General features: G+C 55.3%; 16 protein-coding genes and 6 pseudogenes. 17 read left to right on the top strand and 5 right to left on the bottom strand.

Annotation, left to right across the window (positions count from 1 at the left end):
• Window positions 1-299: pseudogene (locus JCM13995_RS09665) on the top strand (PhnE/PtxC family ABC transporter permease); the annotation flags it as partial.
• 51 nt (window positions 300-350) lie between these two features.
• On the opposite strand, the gene recA reads toward JCM13995_RS09665, so the two are convergent.
• Window positions 351-1442 (bottom strand): recombinase RecA, encoded by a 1092-nt coding sequence (gene recA / locus JCM13995_RS09660; RefSeq protein WP_054665094.1) that lies wholly within the window; start codon window positions 1440-1442, stop codon window positions 351-353.
• A 181-nt stretch (window positions 1443-1623) separates the two neighbouring features.
• Between recA and JCM13995_RS17125 the strand changes: the two genes are divergently transcribed.
• Together JCM13995_RS17125 and JCM13995_RS17120 are read left to right on the top strand one after the other, a co-directional pair.
• Entirely contained in the window at window positions 1624-2109 is a 486-nt protein-coding gene (locus JCM13995_RS17125) for a CorA family divalent cation transporter (RefSeq protein WP_054665091.1), read from the top strand.
• On the top strand, window positions 2048-2527 hold the full coding sequence (locus JCM13995_RS17120) for a CorA family divalent cation transporter (protein WP_082397807.1): 480 nt from the start codon (window positions 2048-2050) through the stop codon (window positions 2525-2527). Before JCM13995_RS17125 ends, JCM13995_RS17120 begins: the two co-directional genes overlap by 62 nt.
• Window positions 2528-2580: 53 nt before the next feature.
• Here the strand turns inward: JCM13995_RS17120 and JCM13995_RS09645 are convergent, their stop codons facing one another.
• Window positions 2581-3513 carry a diacylglycerol/lipid kinase family protein gene (locus JCM13995_RS09645; RefSeq protein WP_156314426.1) on the bottom strand — a complete coding sequence of 311 codons (933 nt, stop codon included), beginning with the start codon at window positions 3511-3513 and terminating at the stop codon, window positions 2581-2583.
• A gap of 185 nt (window positions 3514-3698) precedes the next feature.
• On the opposite strand from JCM13995_RS09645, the gene JCM13995_RS09640 reads away from it, so the two are divergent.
• Window positions 3699-4010 carry a DUF2316 family protein gene (locus JCM13995_RS09640; RefSeq protein ID WP_054665081.1) on the top strand — a complete coding sequence of 104 codons (312 nt, stop codon included), beginning with the start codon at window positions 3699-3701 and terminating at the stop codon, window positions 4008-4010.
• A 96-nt stretch (window positions 4011-4106) separates the two neighbouring features.
• Here JCM13995_RS09640 and JCM13995_RS09635 read toward each other — a convergent pair.
• Window positions 4107-5084: pseudogene (locus JCM13995_RS09635) on the bottom strand (aldo/keto reductase).
• Between the two features lie 174 nt (window positions 5085-5258).
• On the opposite strand from JCM13995_RS09635, the gene JCM13995_RS09630 reads away from it, so the two are divergent.
• The 5 genes and pseudogenes from JCM13995_RS09630 (at window position 5259) to asnA (ending at window position 8871) form a co-directional block, all read left to right on the top strand.
• On the top strand, window positions 5259-6005 hold the full coding sequence (locus tag JCM13995_RS09630; RefSeq protein WP_054665078.1) for an SDR family NAD(P)-dependent oxidoreductase: 747 nt from the start codon (window positions 5259-5261) through the stop codon (window positions 6003-6005).
• A 105-nt stretch (window positions 6006-6110) separates the two neighbouring features.
• Window positions 6111-6449: a hypothetical protein gene (locus JCM13995_RS09625; protein WP_054665075.1), complete on the top strand. Its 339-nt coding sequence runs from the start codon at window positions 6111-6113 to the stop codon at window positions 6447-6449.
• A gap of 42 nt (window positions 6450-6491) precedes the next feature.
• Window positions 6492-6692 (top strand): hypothetical protein, encoded by a 201-nt coding sequence (locus JCM13995_RS09620; RefSeq protein ID WP_156314425.1) that lies wholly within the window; start codon window positions 6492-6494, stop codon window positions 6690-6692.
• A gap of 54 nt (window positions 6693-6746) precedes the next feature.
• Window positions 6747-7391, top strand: a complete 645-nt coding sequence (locus JCM13995_RS09615; RefSeq protein ID WP_054665068.1) for an SDR family oxidoreductase — start codon at window positions 6747-6749, stop codon at window positions 7389-7391.
• A 473-nt stretch (window positions 7392-7864) separates the two neighbouring features.
• Window positions 7865-8871, top strand: a pseudogene (gene asnA / locus JCM13995_RS09610) (aspartate--ammonia ligase).
• Here the strand turns inward: asnA and JCM13995_RS09605 are convergent.
• Window positions 8868-9260: a hypothetical protein gene (locus JCM13995_RS09605; protein WP_054665065.1), complete on the bottom strand. Its 393-nt coding sequence runs from the start codon at window positions 9258-9260 to the stop codon at window positions 8868-8870. The pseudogene asnA and the gene JCM13995_RS09605 overlap by 4 nt on opposite strands.
• Window positions 9261-9385: 125 nt before the next feature.
• On the opposite strand from JCM13995_RS09605, the gene JCM13995_RS09600 reads away from it, so the two are divergent.
• Window positions 9386-9820, top strand: coding sequence for a MarR family winged helix-turn-helix transcriptional regulator (locus JCM13995_RS09600; RefSeq protein WP_054665062.1), 435 nt, complete (start codon window positions 9386-9388; stop codon window positions 9818-9820).
• 69 nt (window positions 9821-9889) lie between these two features.
• Here the strand turns inward: JCM13995_RS09600 and JCM13995_RS09595 are convergent, their stop codons facing one another.
• A complete protein-coding gene (locus JCM13995_RS09595; RefSeq protein ID WP_054665059.1) occupies window positions 9890-10657 on the bottom strand; it encodes a tyrosine-protein phosphatase in 768 nt (255 codons plus the stop codon).
• Between the two features lie 175 nt (window positions 10658-10832).
• Here JCM13995_RS09595 and JCM13995_RS09590 point away from each other — a divergent pair.
• From JCM13995_RS09590 to JCM13995_RS09560, 7 genes and pseudogenes are all read left to right on the top strand, one after another.
• Window positions 10833-12199: pseudogene (locus JCM13995_RS09590) on the top strand (MFS transporter).
• Between the two features lie 101 nt (window positions 12200-12300).
• On the top strand, window positions 12301-12579 hold the full coding sequence (locus tag JCM13995_RS09585) for a winged helix DNA-binding protein (RefSeq protein ID WP_054665054.1): 279 nt from the start codon (window positions 12301-12303) through the stop codon (window positions 12577-12579).
• 20 nt (window positions 12580-12599) lie between these two features.
• On the top strand, window positions 12600-12722 hold the full coding sequence (locus JCM13995_RS17115) for a hypothetical protein (RefSeq protein ID WP_263849642.1): 123 nt from the start codon (window positions 12600-12602) through the stop codon (window positions 12720-12722).
• A pseudogene (locus JCM13995_RS09580) lies at window positions 12715-13589 on the top strand (NmrA family NAD(P)-binding protein). The gene JCM13995_RS17115 and the pseudogene JCM13995_RS09580 overlap by 8 nt, the downstream one beginning before the upstream one ends.
• A 131-nt stretch (window positions 13590-13720) precedes the next feature.
• Window positions 13721-14170 (top strand): hypothetical protein, encoded by a 450-nt coding sequence (locus JCM13995_RS09575; RefSeq protein ID WP_054665051.1) that lies wholly within the window; start codon window positions 13721-13723, stop codon window positions 14168-14170.
• 82 nt (window positions 14171-14252) lie between these two features.
• Window positions 14253-15223: pseudogene (locus JCM13995_RS17770) on the top strand (amidohydrolase family protein).
• Window positions 15224-15235: 12 nt separating this feature from the next.
• On the top strand, window positions 15236-15730 hold a 495-nt coding region (locus JCM13995_RS09560; protein WP_054665042.1), incomplete at its 3' end, for an SDR family NAD(P)-dependent oxidoreductase.

The following is a 15730-nucleotide window of genomic DNA, read 5'->3' as shown; positions in this document are numbered from 1 at the left end:
CGGCGGGGCCGGGGAGGCCGTCACCGCCGGCCGGCGGCACGCGGCTGGAGGTCACCCTGATTGCCAGCCTGCCGCAGCTCATGCCGGAGTTCGTTTCCAACACGCTGTATCGCTTCGAGCTGGCCATCCGGTCCGCCTCGATCCTGGGGATGGTGGGCGCCGGCGGGGTCGGCACCCCACTGATTTTTGCCATCCAGACGCGTTCCTGGAGCCGTGTCGGCATCATCCTTTACGGGATCATCATCCTGGTCACGCTGACGGACTTCATCTCCGGTTCCCTGCGTAAGCGCCTGATCTGAGCGCAGACAAAAAGCGTTGCGAAAAAAATTTCGCAACGCTTTTTTCATGGCTTACTTGTCGTCCGACGTATCGATGTCTAAGGTCGTGGGATCATCCTTGGCTTTGGCAGCAGGCTTGTCCTTATCGTCCTTCTCATCTTTATCGTCATCACCGTTGCCAAACAGCGTCTCCTGCAACTGCTTGCGGAGCGTCTCGGTCACATCGGGATGCGCGATCAGGTAGTTCGTCGCGTTATCGGCACCCTGCCCAATGCGCTCACCATTGTACGAGTACCAAGAACCCGCCTTTTCCACAATGTCGTGATCCACACCCAAGTTCAGCATGTCGGCCTCGGGCGAGATCCCGTGGCCGTAGCTCATGGTGGTTTCAACGGTCTTGAACGGCGGTGCCACCTTGTTCTTGGTGACCTTGATTTTGACGATGTTGCCGACCACATCAGTCCCGTTCTTGACCTGCTGTGCGCGCCGGACCTCCAGCCGAATGGTCGCGTAGAACTTCAGCGCGCGGCCGCCTGGCGTGGTCTCAGGGTTGCCGAACATGACACCGATTTTCTCACGCAGCTGATTGATGAAGATCACAATAGTTTGCGTCTTGAAAATCGTCGAGGTCAGCTTACGCAGCGCCTGCGACATCATTCGGGCCTGCAGACCCACATGGGAGTCCCCAATCTCGCCCTCAATTTCGGCTTGCGGCACTAGGGCCGCGACTGAGTCGATAACGACAATGTTGACCGCACCGGATTGCACCAGCGCATCGGCAATTTCCAGGCCTTGCTCACCGGTATCCGGCTGAGACAACAGCAAGTCGTCGATATTGACGCCCAGCGCCTCGGCATACTTCGGATCCATCGCGTTTTCAGCATCGATGTATGCGGCAGTCCCGCCGTTCTTTTGCACACTGGCAACGGCCTGCAGCGCGATCGTGGTTTTCCCTGAACTTTCAGGCCCGTAGATTTCAATCACGCGACCCTTGGGAAAGCCGCCGACCCCGAGCGCTAGGTCCAAGGACAGGATCCCCGTGGAGATGACCGACACGTTGGTCAAGGACTTGTCACCCATCTTCATGACCGCGCCGTCGCCAAACTGTTTTTTGATCTTCTTCAGCGCCGCATCCAGCGCCTGTTCGCGGGCGCCACTGTCCATTGACGGTTGCCCATTCGCAGATTTCTTAACCATAGTATACGTCCTCTCTTTTTCGTAGCTTAAGTATACACCAAAACATACGTTCGGTGCCAACCCTGACCGTTAATTTATTTCGCGAAACCCGCGCTTTTCCCCACGGTGACGGCAAGCCGCCGTTGCTGTATGATAAGAGCATTAGCGATTGGAGGCACACCATGCAGAAGCGCGCTGGACCTGGCACCACATCAACTTAGACGACACCGCGGCAGTGCAAGCAGCCACCCAGCAGTACGCGCTTTCCACGGAGCAGACGGGTTACGCGATCGACCGCCACGAGCGCGCCCATGTCGAGTACGACAGTCTGGCAGAAACCTTCCTGCTGGTATTTAACATCCCCGACGCCGATGGTGATGCCGCTCAGGCGGAAACCCACCAGATGACCTTCGTGATCAAGGATCGCGACCTCTTAACGTTTGGCCACGCCGACGCCGCTAGCCTGATTGAGGAATTCACCAAGCGGTTTGACGCCCCGCACACTTTGACGGCTTACCAGTTCTTGTTGGAAAGCCTCTACCTGATCACCCAGCGGTTTATGCCCCTGATGGAAAAAGCCGACACCGAGCGCCATCAAATCGCGCAGACCCTGCGGGAAAAAAACCACTCGCAAGCGCCTACTGGAACTGTCTGATCTGGAGACCAACGCACTATACCTGGGTAACGCCGCCCGTCAAAACCAGAGCGTGCTTGAACAGCTCAAGGGCCTATCTGTTTACCACGGTTTCTCCGCGCGGGAAAAAGAGCGTCTTGAAGACGTGCTGATCGAAGCGCGGCAGTTGGTCGACATGACCAGCCTGGGCAGTCAAAATTTGGCCCAGTTGGAAGGCACGTACAACAACATCCTCAACAACAATCTAAACGACACCATGAAATTCCTCACCATCTGGTCGATCGTCCTCACCGCACCGACCATCGTTTCAGGCTTTTTCGGGCAAAATGTGCCCTTGCCGTTCGAGCACACACCAGGGGGCTGGCTGATCACGATTGCCTTGTCGCTTTTGTTAGCCCTGATTTTTGCCGTGTGGATGAACCACTACGTCAACCGGTGACCAACATGAAGAGAGCTCGCTTCCCAATTTTGGAAAACGAGCTCTTTTTGCCACTACTTGGCCGGCAGCAACATCATCTGATCAGTTTGGCTCAATACGCCGTGCACCGGTGCGTTGTATTCCTCGCCATCCAGCTGAATGTGCTCGTGCGCCATGGTTTCAAACCGGAACCGCTGACCCTTGAGGTGCGCCAGCTTGGGGTGCACCGACTGGCCACTGAGAATTTTGCCCAAAACCTGAATCAGAATCCGCCACTTCTCCTTACGCACTAGAACAAAACTAAGCTGGTGCCAGTCCTGCGCCGCGTCCGGAAATAACCGGAGACCGCCCCCAAGGAACGGGTGGTTGGTGAACACGCACAAAAACGCGTTGGGAATCACGACGCTTTTCTGTTCGCCAACAGTGGCTTTAAACGCGTGCTGGGTTGAGACCGCCTTTAAAATGTTTGCCGTGTAAGAAAGCTGGCCCAAGTGAACGCTGTTGAGCAGCGCCTTTGCCCGCGAATGGTTGGTGTCATAAACGATGCGCGCGTCGACCCCGATACCAAAGTTATTGAGGAAGTACAGTGTGCCGAACTCTTCAGTCTCGGCCTTGCCAATGCGCGCCTCGTGCGGCACGGCCGTCTTCAGTGCGGCCACGGCGGCCAGTGGATCCAGCGGAATGCCATGAGCCCGCGCAAAATCGTTACCAGTACCGTTGGGAATGTAACCCACGGGAATGTCTGGGCGCCCAAGGTCCTGCAGCCCATTGATGACATCGTGCAGCGTGCCGTCGCCGCCAATCACCACGATTTGTGGCTGCGCGGCGGTGGGCCCAACTGCTGCGACGATGCGCTCGATTGCCTTGCGCGCATCGCCTGCCTGGTGCGTGTACGTCGTGGTCGCAAACTCGAACTGCGCCTGAAGCGCGGTGATGAGACTGGGAATGAGCTTCTTCGTGCGCGCGTTACCTGCATACTCGTTAATGATCAGTTCGATTGCGTTCACCGCTGTGCCTCCAGAAAATGATCCGTTGACGGCATGAATTAATTCCATTGTACCAAAACTGTGGGGACTCAGGCACAATTGAGATTGTCTTTGTTGAAACAACTAGACATAAATGTCGCATATCATGGTGCCATTGGCTTCAGTGCCTGACTATAATGTAATTACAACAAAAAGGAGACGATCAAATGTCACTCAATCCCGAACAAATGGCGGCCACTCGCCACGAACTACAAGCCAATTTTGAACTGACCGGCCTCACGAAACAGCAAGTCGCAGCCGACCTGAAGATCTCGCTCACCAAGCTGGATCACCTCTTTGCGCTGACCCAACAGTCCCTCAATGATCCTTGGATCCTGCGCAACTATCTGCTGGACCAGGTCAAAACCCAGGGCAAGACCCCGGTGCCGTTCACCGCGTTAAGTGGGGATTGGCACCGGCACTGGTTCCTTGACGCCAACGCCATCGACCAGCGCCGGATGTCCCCTGGTGACAACTGACCGCTCAGAAAGTGGAGACACACGATCTGGCCAGTCGGACTTTGTTTTCCAATCGCTTACATGCAAAAAAGCCGCTCTTGCCAGGGCGGCTTTGCTTTACCACAAATAATCGACTGGATTTTTGATGTACTCATCGTAAACGTCACGGACGATCTGCATCTGTGCCGGTGTGAACGCCGGCAGATCCGACGCCCGTGTGTTGCGCGCGATTTGGGTCGGATTGCTGGCGCCGGGGATCACGGCAGACACCGCATCGTACATGAGAATGTACCGCAGGGCCATCCCAGCCAAATCCTCCGTGCCCAGCCGGCGCTTCAACTCGGCCGCCGCCTTGACTCCGGTCAGGTAGTCGACCCCGGAGAACGTCTCCCCCTTATCAAACAGCTCACCGTGACGGTTGTTCGCCCGTTGATCCGTCGGCGCAAATTTGGTTGTGGCCGTGTATTTGCCTGATAGCAGACCCGAAGCGAGGGGGACCCGTGCTAAGATACCGACATTTTGCGCCTTTGCCGTGGCGAGAAAGTGGGCGGCTGGGCGCAGCCGGAACATATTGAATATGATCTCGACGGCGCTAACATCGTACTGCAACGCCTTGAGCCTTCCTCAACGCGTTCGACAGACACGCCGTAGTTCCGGATCTTACCAGCCTTTTTTTAGCTGGTCCAGATGCCAGAACATCTCGGGCCGATAGTAGGTTTCCATCGGCGGACAGTGCAGCAGAACCATGTCCAGCGCGTCAAGCTTCATGTTTTTCAGCGACTCGTCGACGTACCGATCAAGGTGGGCGTTGTCGAAGTGGTCGACGGTCAGCGGCGACTCCTTGCGGCCAATTTTGGTCGTGAAGTGAACGTCTGGATGCGCGCGGACAAAAGTGCCCACCGTTCGCTCAGAATTGCCGTCTTGATAGCCGTCTGCGGTATCGAGGAAGTTTACCCCTTGGGCGTAGGCCTCGGCCAGCGTGTCATCGGCGTCCTTTTGGCTGAAGGGTGTCCCCCATTTACCGCCCAACTGCCAGGTGCCCAACGAGACTTCGCTGACCTTAAACCCGCTTTTACCTAATACCCGATAGTTCATTATCGATTCCTCCGTTTCTAGTCCTCAGTATAGCAAACCGACTGACCGAAAAAGCCCGCGAAACGAAAACAAGTGAAATGAGACAATTATCCTCTTTGGTTGCACATCTCGCTGTTGAAATTGATGGCAGCGCCTACAATTAAGATGAACAAATAAATAAAAGGGGTGTTCTTTTTGGCAGACAAACAAATTATAACTTTGATCACCGGAGCAGAGCGCGGACTGGGCCTTCAGTACGCCAAGAACCTGGGCAAGGCGGGACATGTGATCATCATCGGTGCCTACGACATGACCGCGGGTCAAGCCGCCTTGAAGGAACTGCAGGACGATGGCATCACTGTATTGCTTTCTCATTGTGACATCACCGACCAGGCCACGGTTGATGAAACGATGGCGACCATCAAGGCCAAGTATGGTTATCTGAACATTCTGCTGAATAACGCGGGTATCTCCAGCCCCGCCTTTGAAAAACCCTCCGAAACCTCGGATGAGCACATTGAAAAGTGCTTTGCGACCAACTTCTATGGCACCAATCGGGTGATTCGGGCCGCGGTGCCGTTGCTTAAAGCCGCGGACTGGGCAAAAGTGATCAACATGACCTCCGACTTGAGCTCACTGACTCGGGCGATGGATCCAAAGTACGGCTACTCCAAGATTAATGACCTGCCTTATCAGGCGTCCAAGACCGCGGTCAACGCGCTGACCATGGGTTATGCCAAAGAATTTGCTGGGACCAACATTACCTTCAACTCGGTCAACCCGGGCATGACAGCCACTGATTTGGTCAACAAGAAACAGTTCGAAGCAAACGGTGCACAATCGGTTGAAGCCGGCGCTAAAGCCGCCACTGAGCTTGCTTTAGCTAAGAACAACGACGTCAACGGCCAATTTCTTGAAGCCGCTGGCAAAATTGCCTGGTAATTTTAGCAGGAATTTTTCCCCAAGCGTTGGCTTGGGGATTTTTTTTGCTCTAACCGGCCAGCACTTGTCCCCTGGTGTTAAGCTGAGGGTAAAGGAGGGATGCCTGTGCCATCCACCAAAGACGAAATTGCCCGCGTCACCAAGCAGCTGGTCATCACCATGCCATTCAAGGCCATCACCGTGACGACGATCATGGCCGCCACCCACATGCGCCGGCAAACTTTTTACGACCACTTTCGCGACAAATACGAAGTGCTCGGCTACATCTATCGCACCGAAATCGATGCGCGGGTGTGGTACTGCGGCGACTACCGCCGCTGGCCGGACACCTTGCACCGCATGGTCCAGTACTTCACGGCTAACCGCCTGTTTTACCAAAAGGCACTCGCCATTGACGATCAAAACGCGCCGAGTGATACATTCAACACCATTTACACGATATGATCGACCACATCCTGCGCGACCTGGCAACGCACGAAAAAAATCGTGATGACGCCCAGCTACCAAGGCTTCGTGACGCAAATGCTGGTGGCGAACGCGTTTACGACCATTCAGCTGCTGCTAGCCGACAGTCGTTCTGACGCGAGCACAGTCGAGGAAAACCTACGCGTATTTGTCTCTGATGCCCTGACCGGCTTGCTCGACCGGTATCGCGTAACGGACAATCAAGCCGAAGTGTCCGGGTGACTTACTAAAACCAAGTGTTACACTTGATTCGTTAAATCGATAAGGAGTGAGCACATGAGTAATGTCTTGATTTTAGGGGCAAACGGACAAATTGCCCGCCTTGCAGAAAAACAGTTGTTGAGTGAAACGAAGCATCACCTCACCTTGTTCTTGCGCAACGCCAAGCGGCTGGAAGTTACCGACCCAGACCGGGAAACCGTCATCGAAGGCGATGCCACCGATCCTGACGCCTTGAACAAAGCAATGGCCGGGATCGACATTGTCTACGCCAACCTGGGCGGCGGCAAAACGATCGAAACTCAGGCGAAGGCAGTCGTCCAAGCGATGGACCTGGCCAAGGTCACCCGGTTAATTTGGATTTCGACGCTGGGCATCTACAACGAAGTCCCAGGAGCCTTTGGCAAGTGGAATCACCAGCAGTTGGACGGCGGCTATTTGGAGCCGTACACGGCCGCTGCCAAGGTAATCGAACACTCCAACTTGGACTACACGATCATTCGCCCGGCCTGGTTGCAAAACAATGACACTGTGGACTACGAGCTGACGCACCGCGACGACCTGTTCAAAGGCACCGAGGTCTCACGCAAGAGTGTCGCAGACCTAGTCACCAAGCTGATCAACGATCCTAAGAAGTACGTTAAGGATTCGCTCGGCGTCAACCAACCGTACACGGATGGCCCGAAGCCGTCGTTCTATTAATCACCACCCGAAGAAAACGTCGACGCCGCGCCGGCGCTTTTTTTTGAGGTGGTCGATCAGCGGAAAAACTTTTTGGCCTGCCCCCTTTTCAAATCTGCTGCCGCGTGCTAAAGTAGTCACAATCACAAACGAAGACTTGCAAGACCAGTAACCAACGGCGTTCTATCAGTGATGTGGGGTCAGTGAAAACCCACTTAGACCAAGCTCTTGGCGAATAACCCTTGCTCATGTCTCTGCCCCAAATGGCCATGGCCAAAGTAGGCGCAGACGCAACCGGCGCGTTATCATCCGGAACCGCATGTCAGTGCGGATTGAGGTGGTCTATTTTACATAGGCAACTAGGGTGGTACCGCGAAAAGTCTTTCGTCCCTTGCGTTAGGGACGGAAGGCTTTTTTCGTCCCTAGCGTGCCGGCGCGAAAGCCCGCGCCGACCATGTCTGTCCTTGTTGAAATAAATTGCGGAGATGACAATTATGCATTTAATTATTCCTGAACATTACGATCCAAAACTGTCTGTTAAAGAAACTGAAGCCGCGATTCGCTACATCCGCGAGACTTTCCAGGATGAATTCGGCAAGCAGCTTGGCCTGCAGCGCATGAGCGCCCCTATGATGGTCGATAAGGCAACTGCCTAAACGACAACTTGAACGGCGTGGAAACGCCGGTCTCCTTCACCATGAAAGACATGCCTGGCGAGCAGATGGAAATCGTCCACTCGCTGGCAAAGTGGAAGCGCATGGCGCTTTACCGCTACGGCTTCGGCATGCACGAAGGCCTGTACACTAACATGAACGCGATCCGGAAAGACGAGGATCTGGATAACTTCCACTCCATTTACGTCGACCAGTGGGACTGGGAAAAGGTCATTGCCAAAGAAGAACGGACCGAAGCGACCCTACGTGACACCGTCCGTCAGATTTTCAAGGTGATCAAGCACATGGAAGACGAGGTGTGGTACAAGTATCCGCAGGCCGTTCACCATCTGCCGAAGGACATTCACTTCCACACCACCCAGGAGCTGGAAGACCGTTGGCCAGACCTCACGCCAAAAGAGCGTGAAGACGCCATTTGCAAGGAAGACGGCGCCGTCTTCCTGATGCAGATCGGTGGCCTGCTGAAGTCCGGCAAGCGGCACGATGGGCGTGCCCCTGACTACGACGACTGGCAGCTGAACGGCGACATCCTGTTCTGGTACGAACCACTTGGCTGCTCCCTTGAGATCTCTTCCATGGGTATCCGGGTCGATGAGGACGCGATGCGCCGTCAGCTCAAAGCGGCCGGTGCCGAAGACCGTGCCGAGCTGCCATTCCACAAGCTGCTGCTGGCAGGCAAACTGCCATACACAATCGGTGGCGGGATCGGCCAAAGCCGACTGTGCATGCTGCTCCTGGGTAAGGCCCATGTCGGTGAGGTCCAAGCCTCGGTCTGGCCGCAGGCGATGATTGACCAATGCGAAGCTGCCAACATTCACCTTCTTTAATTCATTAGCTTCTCAAAGCCGAGTGCCGCTGCACCCGGCTTTTTTTTGACGAAAAAAAGTGCCGGCCGCAGCCGCCACTCACTCGTCCTGATCAACGCCGTCCTTGGCCACTGAGCCGGATGTTCGCGCTTAAACGCCAACCAAGCCTGGCGCGGGACGGTCAAAAACTGATTGGCCGTAATATCTAGGATCTCGAAATTAGGCAAGCGGTGCGTGTATACTTCAAATGCAATCACGACGGCCACCACTGCCAGCAGCAGCCACCACCAAGCCGTGAACGCCACGATGAACAGCACGACTAAGACCGTGCCCCAGGTCCATGCGAATGCCCGCTCAGTTTGTTTGCCCGCTTGTTTAGAGTAGCGGTGCGTTGGGTCCAGTTTTGTCATTGTCATGCCTCCAGAGGTCAATCGGTCTAGCCAAGTCTGCCGTTGCACAGCGATTTTACCGTTTTTTGCCCCTCTCAAGCGCTTTTTCCGCTATACTGAAAGAGCATTCAAGAAAGGACCTCGTCATGCATATCACCGGTTCAAAGAATTTATCCGAGCAGTTTCACGCTCTCACCAATGCCGAAACGAGCTACATCCACGCCCACCTGCGCGACTTGCACCTGAATAACTCACAGGCGCGCCTGCTCAAGTACATCGCGGATCACCCAGGGGCCCTGCAGAAAGATGCCGCCGCCTACCTGAACCGGCAAAACGCAACGGTCACCAACATGCTTAAGGGTCTGGAAGCGCACGGCTACATCGAGCGGAAAATCCCCAGGGAAAACGAGCGGCAAAAGAAGCTCTACCTGCTGCCGGCCGGCGCGGAGCTGGTCAAGGCCATTCGCGGCATTTTCACCAATTTGGAAGAGCAGATCGAAGCGGCAGTCCCCAAAGCGGAACAAGCCCAGCTGATCAGTCAGCTGCAGGCGATCACTCAAACCATTACCCGCATTCACTAGTCAACGCGCGCGTCGTCGACCGCGCGTTTTTTTGTGCTTGCAGGGTCTCTTGAGTCCTAGTCGCCGTGATCAGACTAGGTACAGCTTTCGCAGGGTCTGAATCTGGTGGTTTGTCAGCTGCAAGGCTTCAGTCAGGTAGTGTTGCATGTCGCCGTACGTGTCCTTAATCGCGGCCAGCGCAGTATCCAGATACTCGGGGTAAACCGTCCAAATATCTGTCAGTCCCTGCATCATGTTCTGATTGCCGCCTTCCGCCTTGGCCTGTGTCAGCACCTCTTCCAGTGCCGGTTGGATGAAAAGGTTCGTCGCCAGGTAATCCTTGCGAATTGTCGCCTCGTCCACCCCTAACGCCGAGAGCACGTATACCGCCGCCATGCCTGTGCGATCCTTGCCGGCCGAACAATGAAACAGCAAAGTGTCACTGCTGTTGCCCAGCGCTAAATCGAAAAACTCGCGGTAAGCCTTCTGAGCCGATTCGCTGAGCGCTAAGTCGCGATACGTCCGCAGCATGTTGTGGTAGCCAGCCTTGGCGTCCAGCGAGAACATCTGCTGCTCCTGTGCCCAAGTCTTGGACACCTGCGTCTTGTCCTCGCTGAACACCGGATCGAACACGTACCGCGCCGAATCAGGCAGGCGGTCAGGCTTTTCCAGGCGCTCATCACGCGAGCGAAAATCCACATCCACGCGGACCCCGTACGTATGCAAAAAGGCCACATCCCGGTCCGATAAACGGTCCATGGCACCGGAACGCACAAGCCGATGCGCCCGCAGATGCAAGCCGTCAGTGGTTTGGTAGCCCCCGAGATCACGAAAGTTGTAACCGTGATGAATGTTCATTAACGTCGGTTCCAATTTTTTTCCACTCATTTCCTTTAGTCTTGTCATTCCATTTTAGCGCAAACCCTTTCCAAAGTCGCGCAGACTTCAGCCCTGAAAATGGCCTATAATGATCGTATCTAATTTTCTGAAAGAAGCGATCACTTTGACCCCCACTCACAAACAGGCAAAACCGATGCTGGTCGTTGCCATTGTCGCGCTGATGTCCTTCCTCGGCGTGCTGACGGAAACGTCCATGAACACCACCTTTCCCGCGCTGATGAAAGCCTTTCACGTGTCGCTTTCAACCGTGCAGTGGGTGACATCCGGCTATCTGCTCGCCGCGGCGCTAGTGATGCTGACCTCGGCGTATATGAAACGGCGCTTCACCAACCGGCAGCTTTTCATGAGTTCAGCCATGCTGTTCATCATTGGTGACCTGCTCTGTGCGACCGCGCAGAGCTTTCCTCAGCTGCTCGCCGGGCGGCTCATCCAAGCCGGCTGTGTCGGGCTGTGCACGCCGCTGATGGTCAACATCATTCTCGACGTCGTGCCGCGGGCCAAGCTGGGCCTGTACATCGGCATCGCCAACGTGATCGTCCTGATTGCACCGGCACTGGGGCCCACTTTTGGGGGCGCCGTCACCGCCTTTGCCAGCTGGCGAATGATTTTCTGGCTGACGCTGCCCCTGGCGCTGCTGCTGTTGATCCTGGGCAGCGGCCAGATTCACCAATACAGCACGCAAACCCGGCTGGCCTTTGATTGGGTCCGGTTTGGGCTGCTTGGGGCGGCACTTGTGGCGTTAAACCTGGGGCTCACCACCATCAGCAGCCGGCACTGGCTGGTCGTCGCGGCCCTGCTCATCGTCTGTGCGCTTTGCATGGCGGTGTTTTTGCGCCTTTCGCGCACCAGCACGCGCTTTCTGTTCTCGCTGACCGTCTTCAAGCAGCCGGCGTTCCTATTTAGTTTTCTGCCTTATCTCACCCTTCAGTTTGCCAACGTGGGCATCAACTTTCTGCTACCCAACTATGTCCAGGAAGTCTTCGGCGCTTCCGCACTGATTGGCGGATTGATTCTCCTGCCGGGGTCCGTGTTCAACGGACTGGGTCAGCCAGTTTACGGCTGGATGCTGGACCACTTCGGGGGGCGCCTGCCACTGCTGCTTGGCGATGGCCTGTTTACCATCGGGGTCCTGGCGATGGCGGCACTTGGTCCGGCAATGGGCGTGCTTGGCGTCACCATTGCTACCTGATCTTTGCCATCGGCCGCTCGATGGCGTTCAGCAACTCGGTCGCGTACGGCCTCAAGGCCCTGCCTAAGGCGCTGCAACCTGATGCCAACGCGCTTTACAACATGGGGCAGCAGGCCGTTGGCGGCATCGGCACGACAGTTTTGTCACTGCTGATGACAGCAGTCCATCATCCCGGCTGGAGTCATGCGCAAAACATTGCCGCCGGCAGTGCCTGGGCGTTTGGCCTGCTGGTCGCACTCGGCATCGTCATTTTCGGGCTGTACTGGATCTTGCTTCGCCGCACTGGCAGCACCGCAACCGGCAACGAATAAGCCTAACCCTTAACCCCACCGGCCAATATTGACATTCCAATAATAATCAGTACACTTACAGTTATTGTCAGTGTACTGATTATTTTTTTGGAGGCGAACGCATGAACACGGCATACTTACTGATGGAAACGGCCAAACAACTCAAGCATCAGCTCAACTTCGCTCTCAGCAAGGAAGGCACCACTGCCCAACAGTGGGCCGTCCTTGAGGCGCTGGATCGCCTTGCACCTGCTTCCTCGCCCATCACTGCGGCACGGGTCGCAGCTGAAATCGACAGCGATCGCCAAACCACTGCGGCAGTCGTGCTGCGGCTGGCCGATAAAGCTGGCTCAGCCGTACGCCATCGACAGAAGATAAGCGGGCCATCGTCCTCGCTTTGACGACTGCCGGAAAAGCAAAGGTGGCTGCGTTGCAGACGGTGGCGAGTCGCACCCTCACCACCTTTTTACACCCACTGCCAGCAGCGCAGCAGGAGCAACTCACCGACATGTTGACCCAACTATTGGAGGAAAATCATGACTAACACAATTTTGATCATCGGCGGCACCGGTAATATCGGCTTTCCCCTCGTTAAACTACTCGCCCAGGATGATGACGTTCATCTGGTTGCCGGCGCACATAATTTGAAGAAAGATCAGGCGCAGTACGGCGATTTGCCGGTTGACGTGCGCCGCTTTGACTTTCTCGACGCCAGCACGTTCGATCAAGCCTTGGCCGGCGTTGACCGCGTCTTTTTTTTGTCCGCCCACCGCAGCTGGCCAAGCCCAAGGAAGACATGCTGCCGTTCTTGAATCAAGTCAAAGCACACGGCGTTAAGCAAACCGTCTTCGTCTCTATGATCGGTGTGGAGAAGAATCCCGTTACGCCGCACCACAAAATTGAAAAAAATGATCGTCTCACTCGGCCTCCCACACACGTTTATTCGGCCCAGCTTCTTCATGCAGAATCTGAGCACCACGCACCGAGAAGACATCTGTCAGCGCAACGACCTGTTCATCCCGGCTGGCAACGCCAAAACCAGTTTTATCGATACTGCCGATATTGCCGCCGTCGCCGCTAAAGTCCTGACGACGCCGATTTAAGCTGAGCAGAAGCTCAATATCACGGGTCCTGAGGCCATCACCTACACCCAAGTCGCCCAAACCATGTCCAAGATTCTCGCCGGCCCATCTTTTACTCAAAACCCAGCCTGCTGAAGTTTCGCAGGACCATGCTGCAGCGTGGTACCAAGAAGGACTTCGTCAACGTCATGGTGATGCTTTACCTAATTACCCAAATGGGCAACGCCAAACAGATCACCCAAGACTTGCCGAATTACCTGGGCCGGCCAGCGCACTCGGTCGCCGATTTTATCGCGGCTAATGAAGCCCTTTTCGCGCCTGCCAAGTAATCTGGCCGTTCGCCGCCGCTCGAGAAAGTCGTGCGAGCAGCGCAGTGAAGGGCTAAACTGTACTCAGATGGGGGTGATCTCAGTGGCTAATTCTTCCACTGACGCAACAAATCAACTGCTAAAAAAACCTGATGACAAAAGCCACCGACGGCAAACAATTCGCGGCGACCTGGAATTTTGGCGATGCCAAGGATCCGCTGCCAGCGCCACTGATTCGCCGAGTGCTCAAGCACACGGGCGTACTGGAAAGCGAGGCCCAGCTGACTGCAGCCTGGCTAACAGCGACTCAAGCTGAGCAAGGCGCACTTTGGCAGAAGCTGCAGCAGGCGACGGCGGAGTTTTGCCAACTCTTTGCGGCCGGCGCTGACGTCACTGCCGAACTGCCGAGTTACCGCCGATTCGAAGGCATGACGCTGCGTGAATTGGCTTGGCAAATGAGTATTGATATCGAGGATCTGGAGCTGCCCGAGGCTCGCGCCGCCGCGCTGGCTGATCCTGACAAGGTGGGGCTGTACGCAGAGGCCCAGCGCCAGTTTACAACGCAGTATCCAGGATTCCGGTTCGAGCCTGCGACGAAATAAGAAATCTGCTTCATAAAAGCCAAAATAGTTGTGATTACACGAGTATAATGAGGGTTGGAATTTTAACTAGGAGGCTTTAATCATGAAACTAATCACGGTCGAAGAGCAATACGACACTGACGCAAACATTGCGCAATTCAACAAGTATTCAGAAGTGAAGAACAACAACCCCTTTCAGGACAAACTGAAACCGGACCTTGTCGACTTCAGCAGAAAAGTCGCGTACATGGATCAACACGGCATTGACATGCAGGTCATTTCGGACGCTGGTAACTCCGCCCAGGTATTGCCTGATGCTTATGCAGTGGACGGGTCGCACGCGCAAAATGAGACACTTGCGGAAAACATTAGCCAGTACCCGACTCGCTTTGCTGGCTTGGCCACTTTGCCGGCGAACACGCCTGACAAAGCCGCTGAAGAACTCGAGTACGCCGTGACCAAACTGGGCATGAAAGGCGGCATCATCAGTGTTCAATCAACGGCCAGTTCCTGGATGATCCAAAGTTTGACCCCATTTTTGCCGCTGCTGACAAGCTGGGCACCACCTTGTACCTGCACCCTGGCGTCATCACGAATGAACAGCGCGCCATGTTGTACGACAGTAAAGCTTACCCGGCGGCGACTTCCAGCATGATGGCTGGCGCGATGTGGGGCTGGCACATGGAAGCCGGGATTCAACTCATGCGGATCATCACCGCAGGCATTATGGACAAATACTCGCACTTCAAAATCGCGTCTGGCCACTGGGGTGAATTCGTCCCGATGTTCTTGGAGCGGATCGATGGCTTCAGCGGCATTGTCACCAAGCTGCCGCACAAGTTCTCTTATTATTACAAGCGTCAGGTCTATATTTCACCATCTGGCATGTTCACCGCGCCACAAATGCAGCTGGCGCTGACAGAAATGGGTGCGGATCACATCATGTGGTCTGAAGACTTCCCTTACGTGAAGTCCGGCGACACCGTTCGCGATTTCCTCGCCCAGGCCGACTTGTCCGAGGCGCAGCGCGAAGCAATTGCCCATGGCACTGCGGAAAAGGTTTTTGATCTGTAAGGAGGACCTTTCATGCCTGAATCAGAAATAATCACGTTGATCACTGGTGCAGATAAAGGCATCGGTTTTGCTACTGCCAAAGACTTGGCCAAATTAGGCCATCACGTCCTGATTGGTGCGCGCAATCAGGCCCGCGGCGAAAAGGCTGTGCAAACGATTCGAGATGATGGGGGAACGGCAGACTTCATTCAGCTGGATGTGACTGAGGATGCTCAGGTCAAAGCCGCCGCGGCGAAGATCCAGGCTGACTACGGCTATCTCAGCGTCCTGATCAACAACGCCGGCATCGCAGTCGATGCGCACCAAAAACCGTCGCAACTACCAATCGACCAGATCCGCAAAGACTTTGAGGTCAACTTCTTCGGCCTAGTTCGCGTCACCCAGGCGATGGTCCCACTACTGAAGGTCGGTAAGCCTGCCAAAATTGTCAATGTGACCTCGAACATGGGGTCATTTGGCCTCGCCACCGATCCTCAATCACGCTTCTATCAAGTCTCTTCACTGGGC

Origin of the sequence: Lacticaseibacillus camelliae DSM 22697 = JCM 13995, assembly GCF_001311195.1 — a bacterium.
GTDB lineage: Bacteria > Bacillota > Bacilli > Lactobacillales > Lactobacillaceae > Lacticaseibacillus > Lacticaseibacillus camelliae.
The sequence above is the reverse complement of the archived record's forward strand: the minus strand, read 5'-3'. Positions and strand labels throughout refer to the sequence as shown.

What these genes read in the sequence shown, in the direction of transcription:
- recA (WP_054665094.1), bottom strand. Translation starts at nt 1,442, where the DNA reads ATGGACAGTGGCGCCCGCGAACAGGCGCTGGATGCGGCGCTGAAGAAG.
- JCM13995_RS09640 (WP_054665081.1), top strand. Translation starts at nt 3,699, where the DNA reads ATGTCACTCAATCCCGAACAAATGGCGGCCACTCGCCACGAACTACAA.
- JCM13995_RS09615 (WP_054665068.1), top strand. Translation starts at nt 6,747, where the DNA reads ATGAGTAATGTCTTGATTTTAGGGGCAAACGGACAAATTGCCCGCCTT.
- JCM13995_RS09605 (WP_054665065.1), bottom strand. Translation starts at nt 9,260, where the DNA reads ATGACAAAACTGGACCCAACGCACCGCTACTCTAAACAAGCGGGCAAA.
- JCM13995_RS09600 (WP_054665062.1), top strand. Translation starts at nt 9,386, where the DNA reads ATGCATATCACCGGTTCAAAGAATTTATCCGAGCAGTTTCACGCTCTC.
- JCM13995_RS09595 (WP_054665059.1), bottom strand. Translation starts at nt 10,657, where the DNA reads ATGAACATTCATCACGGTTACAACTTTCGTGATCTCGGGGGCTACCAA.
- JCM13995_RS09585 (WP_054665054.1), top strand. Translation starts at nt 12,301, where the DNA reads ATGAACACGGCATACTTACTGATGGAAACGGCCAAACAACTCAAGCAT.
- JCM13995_RS09575 (WP_054665051.1), top strand. Translation starts at nt 13,721, where the DNA reads ATGACAAAAGCCACCGACGGCAAACAATTCGCGGCGACCTGGAATTTT.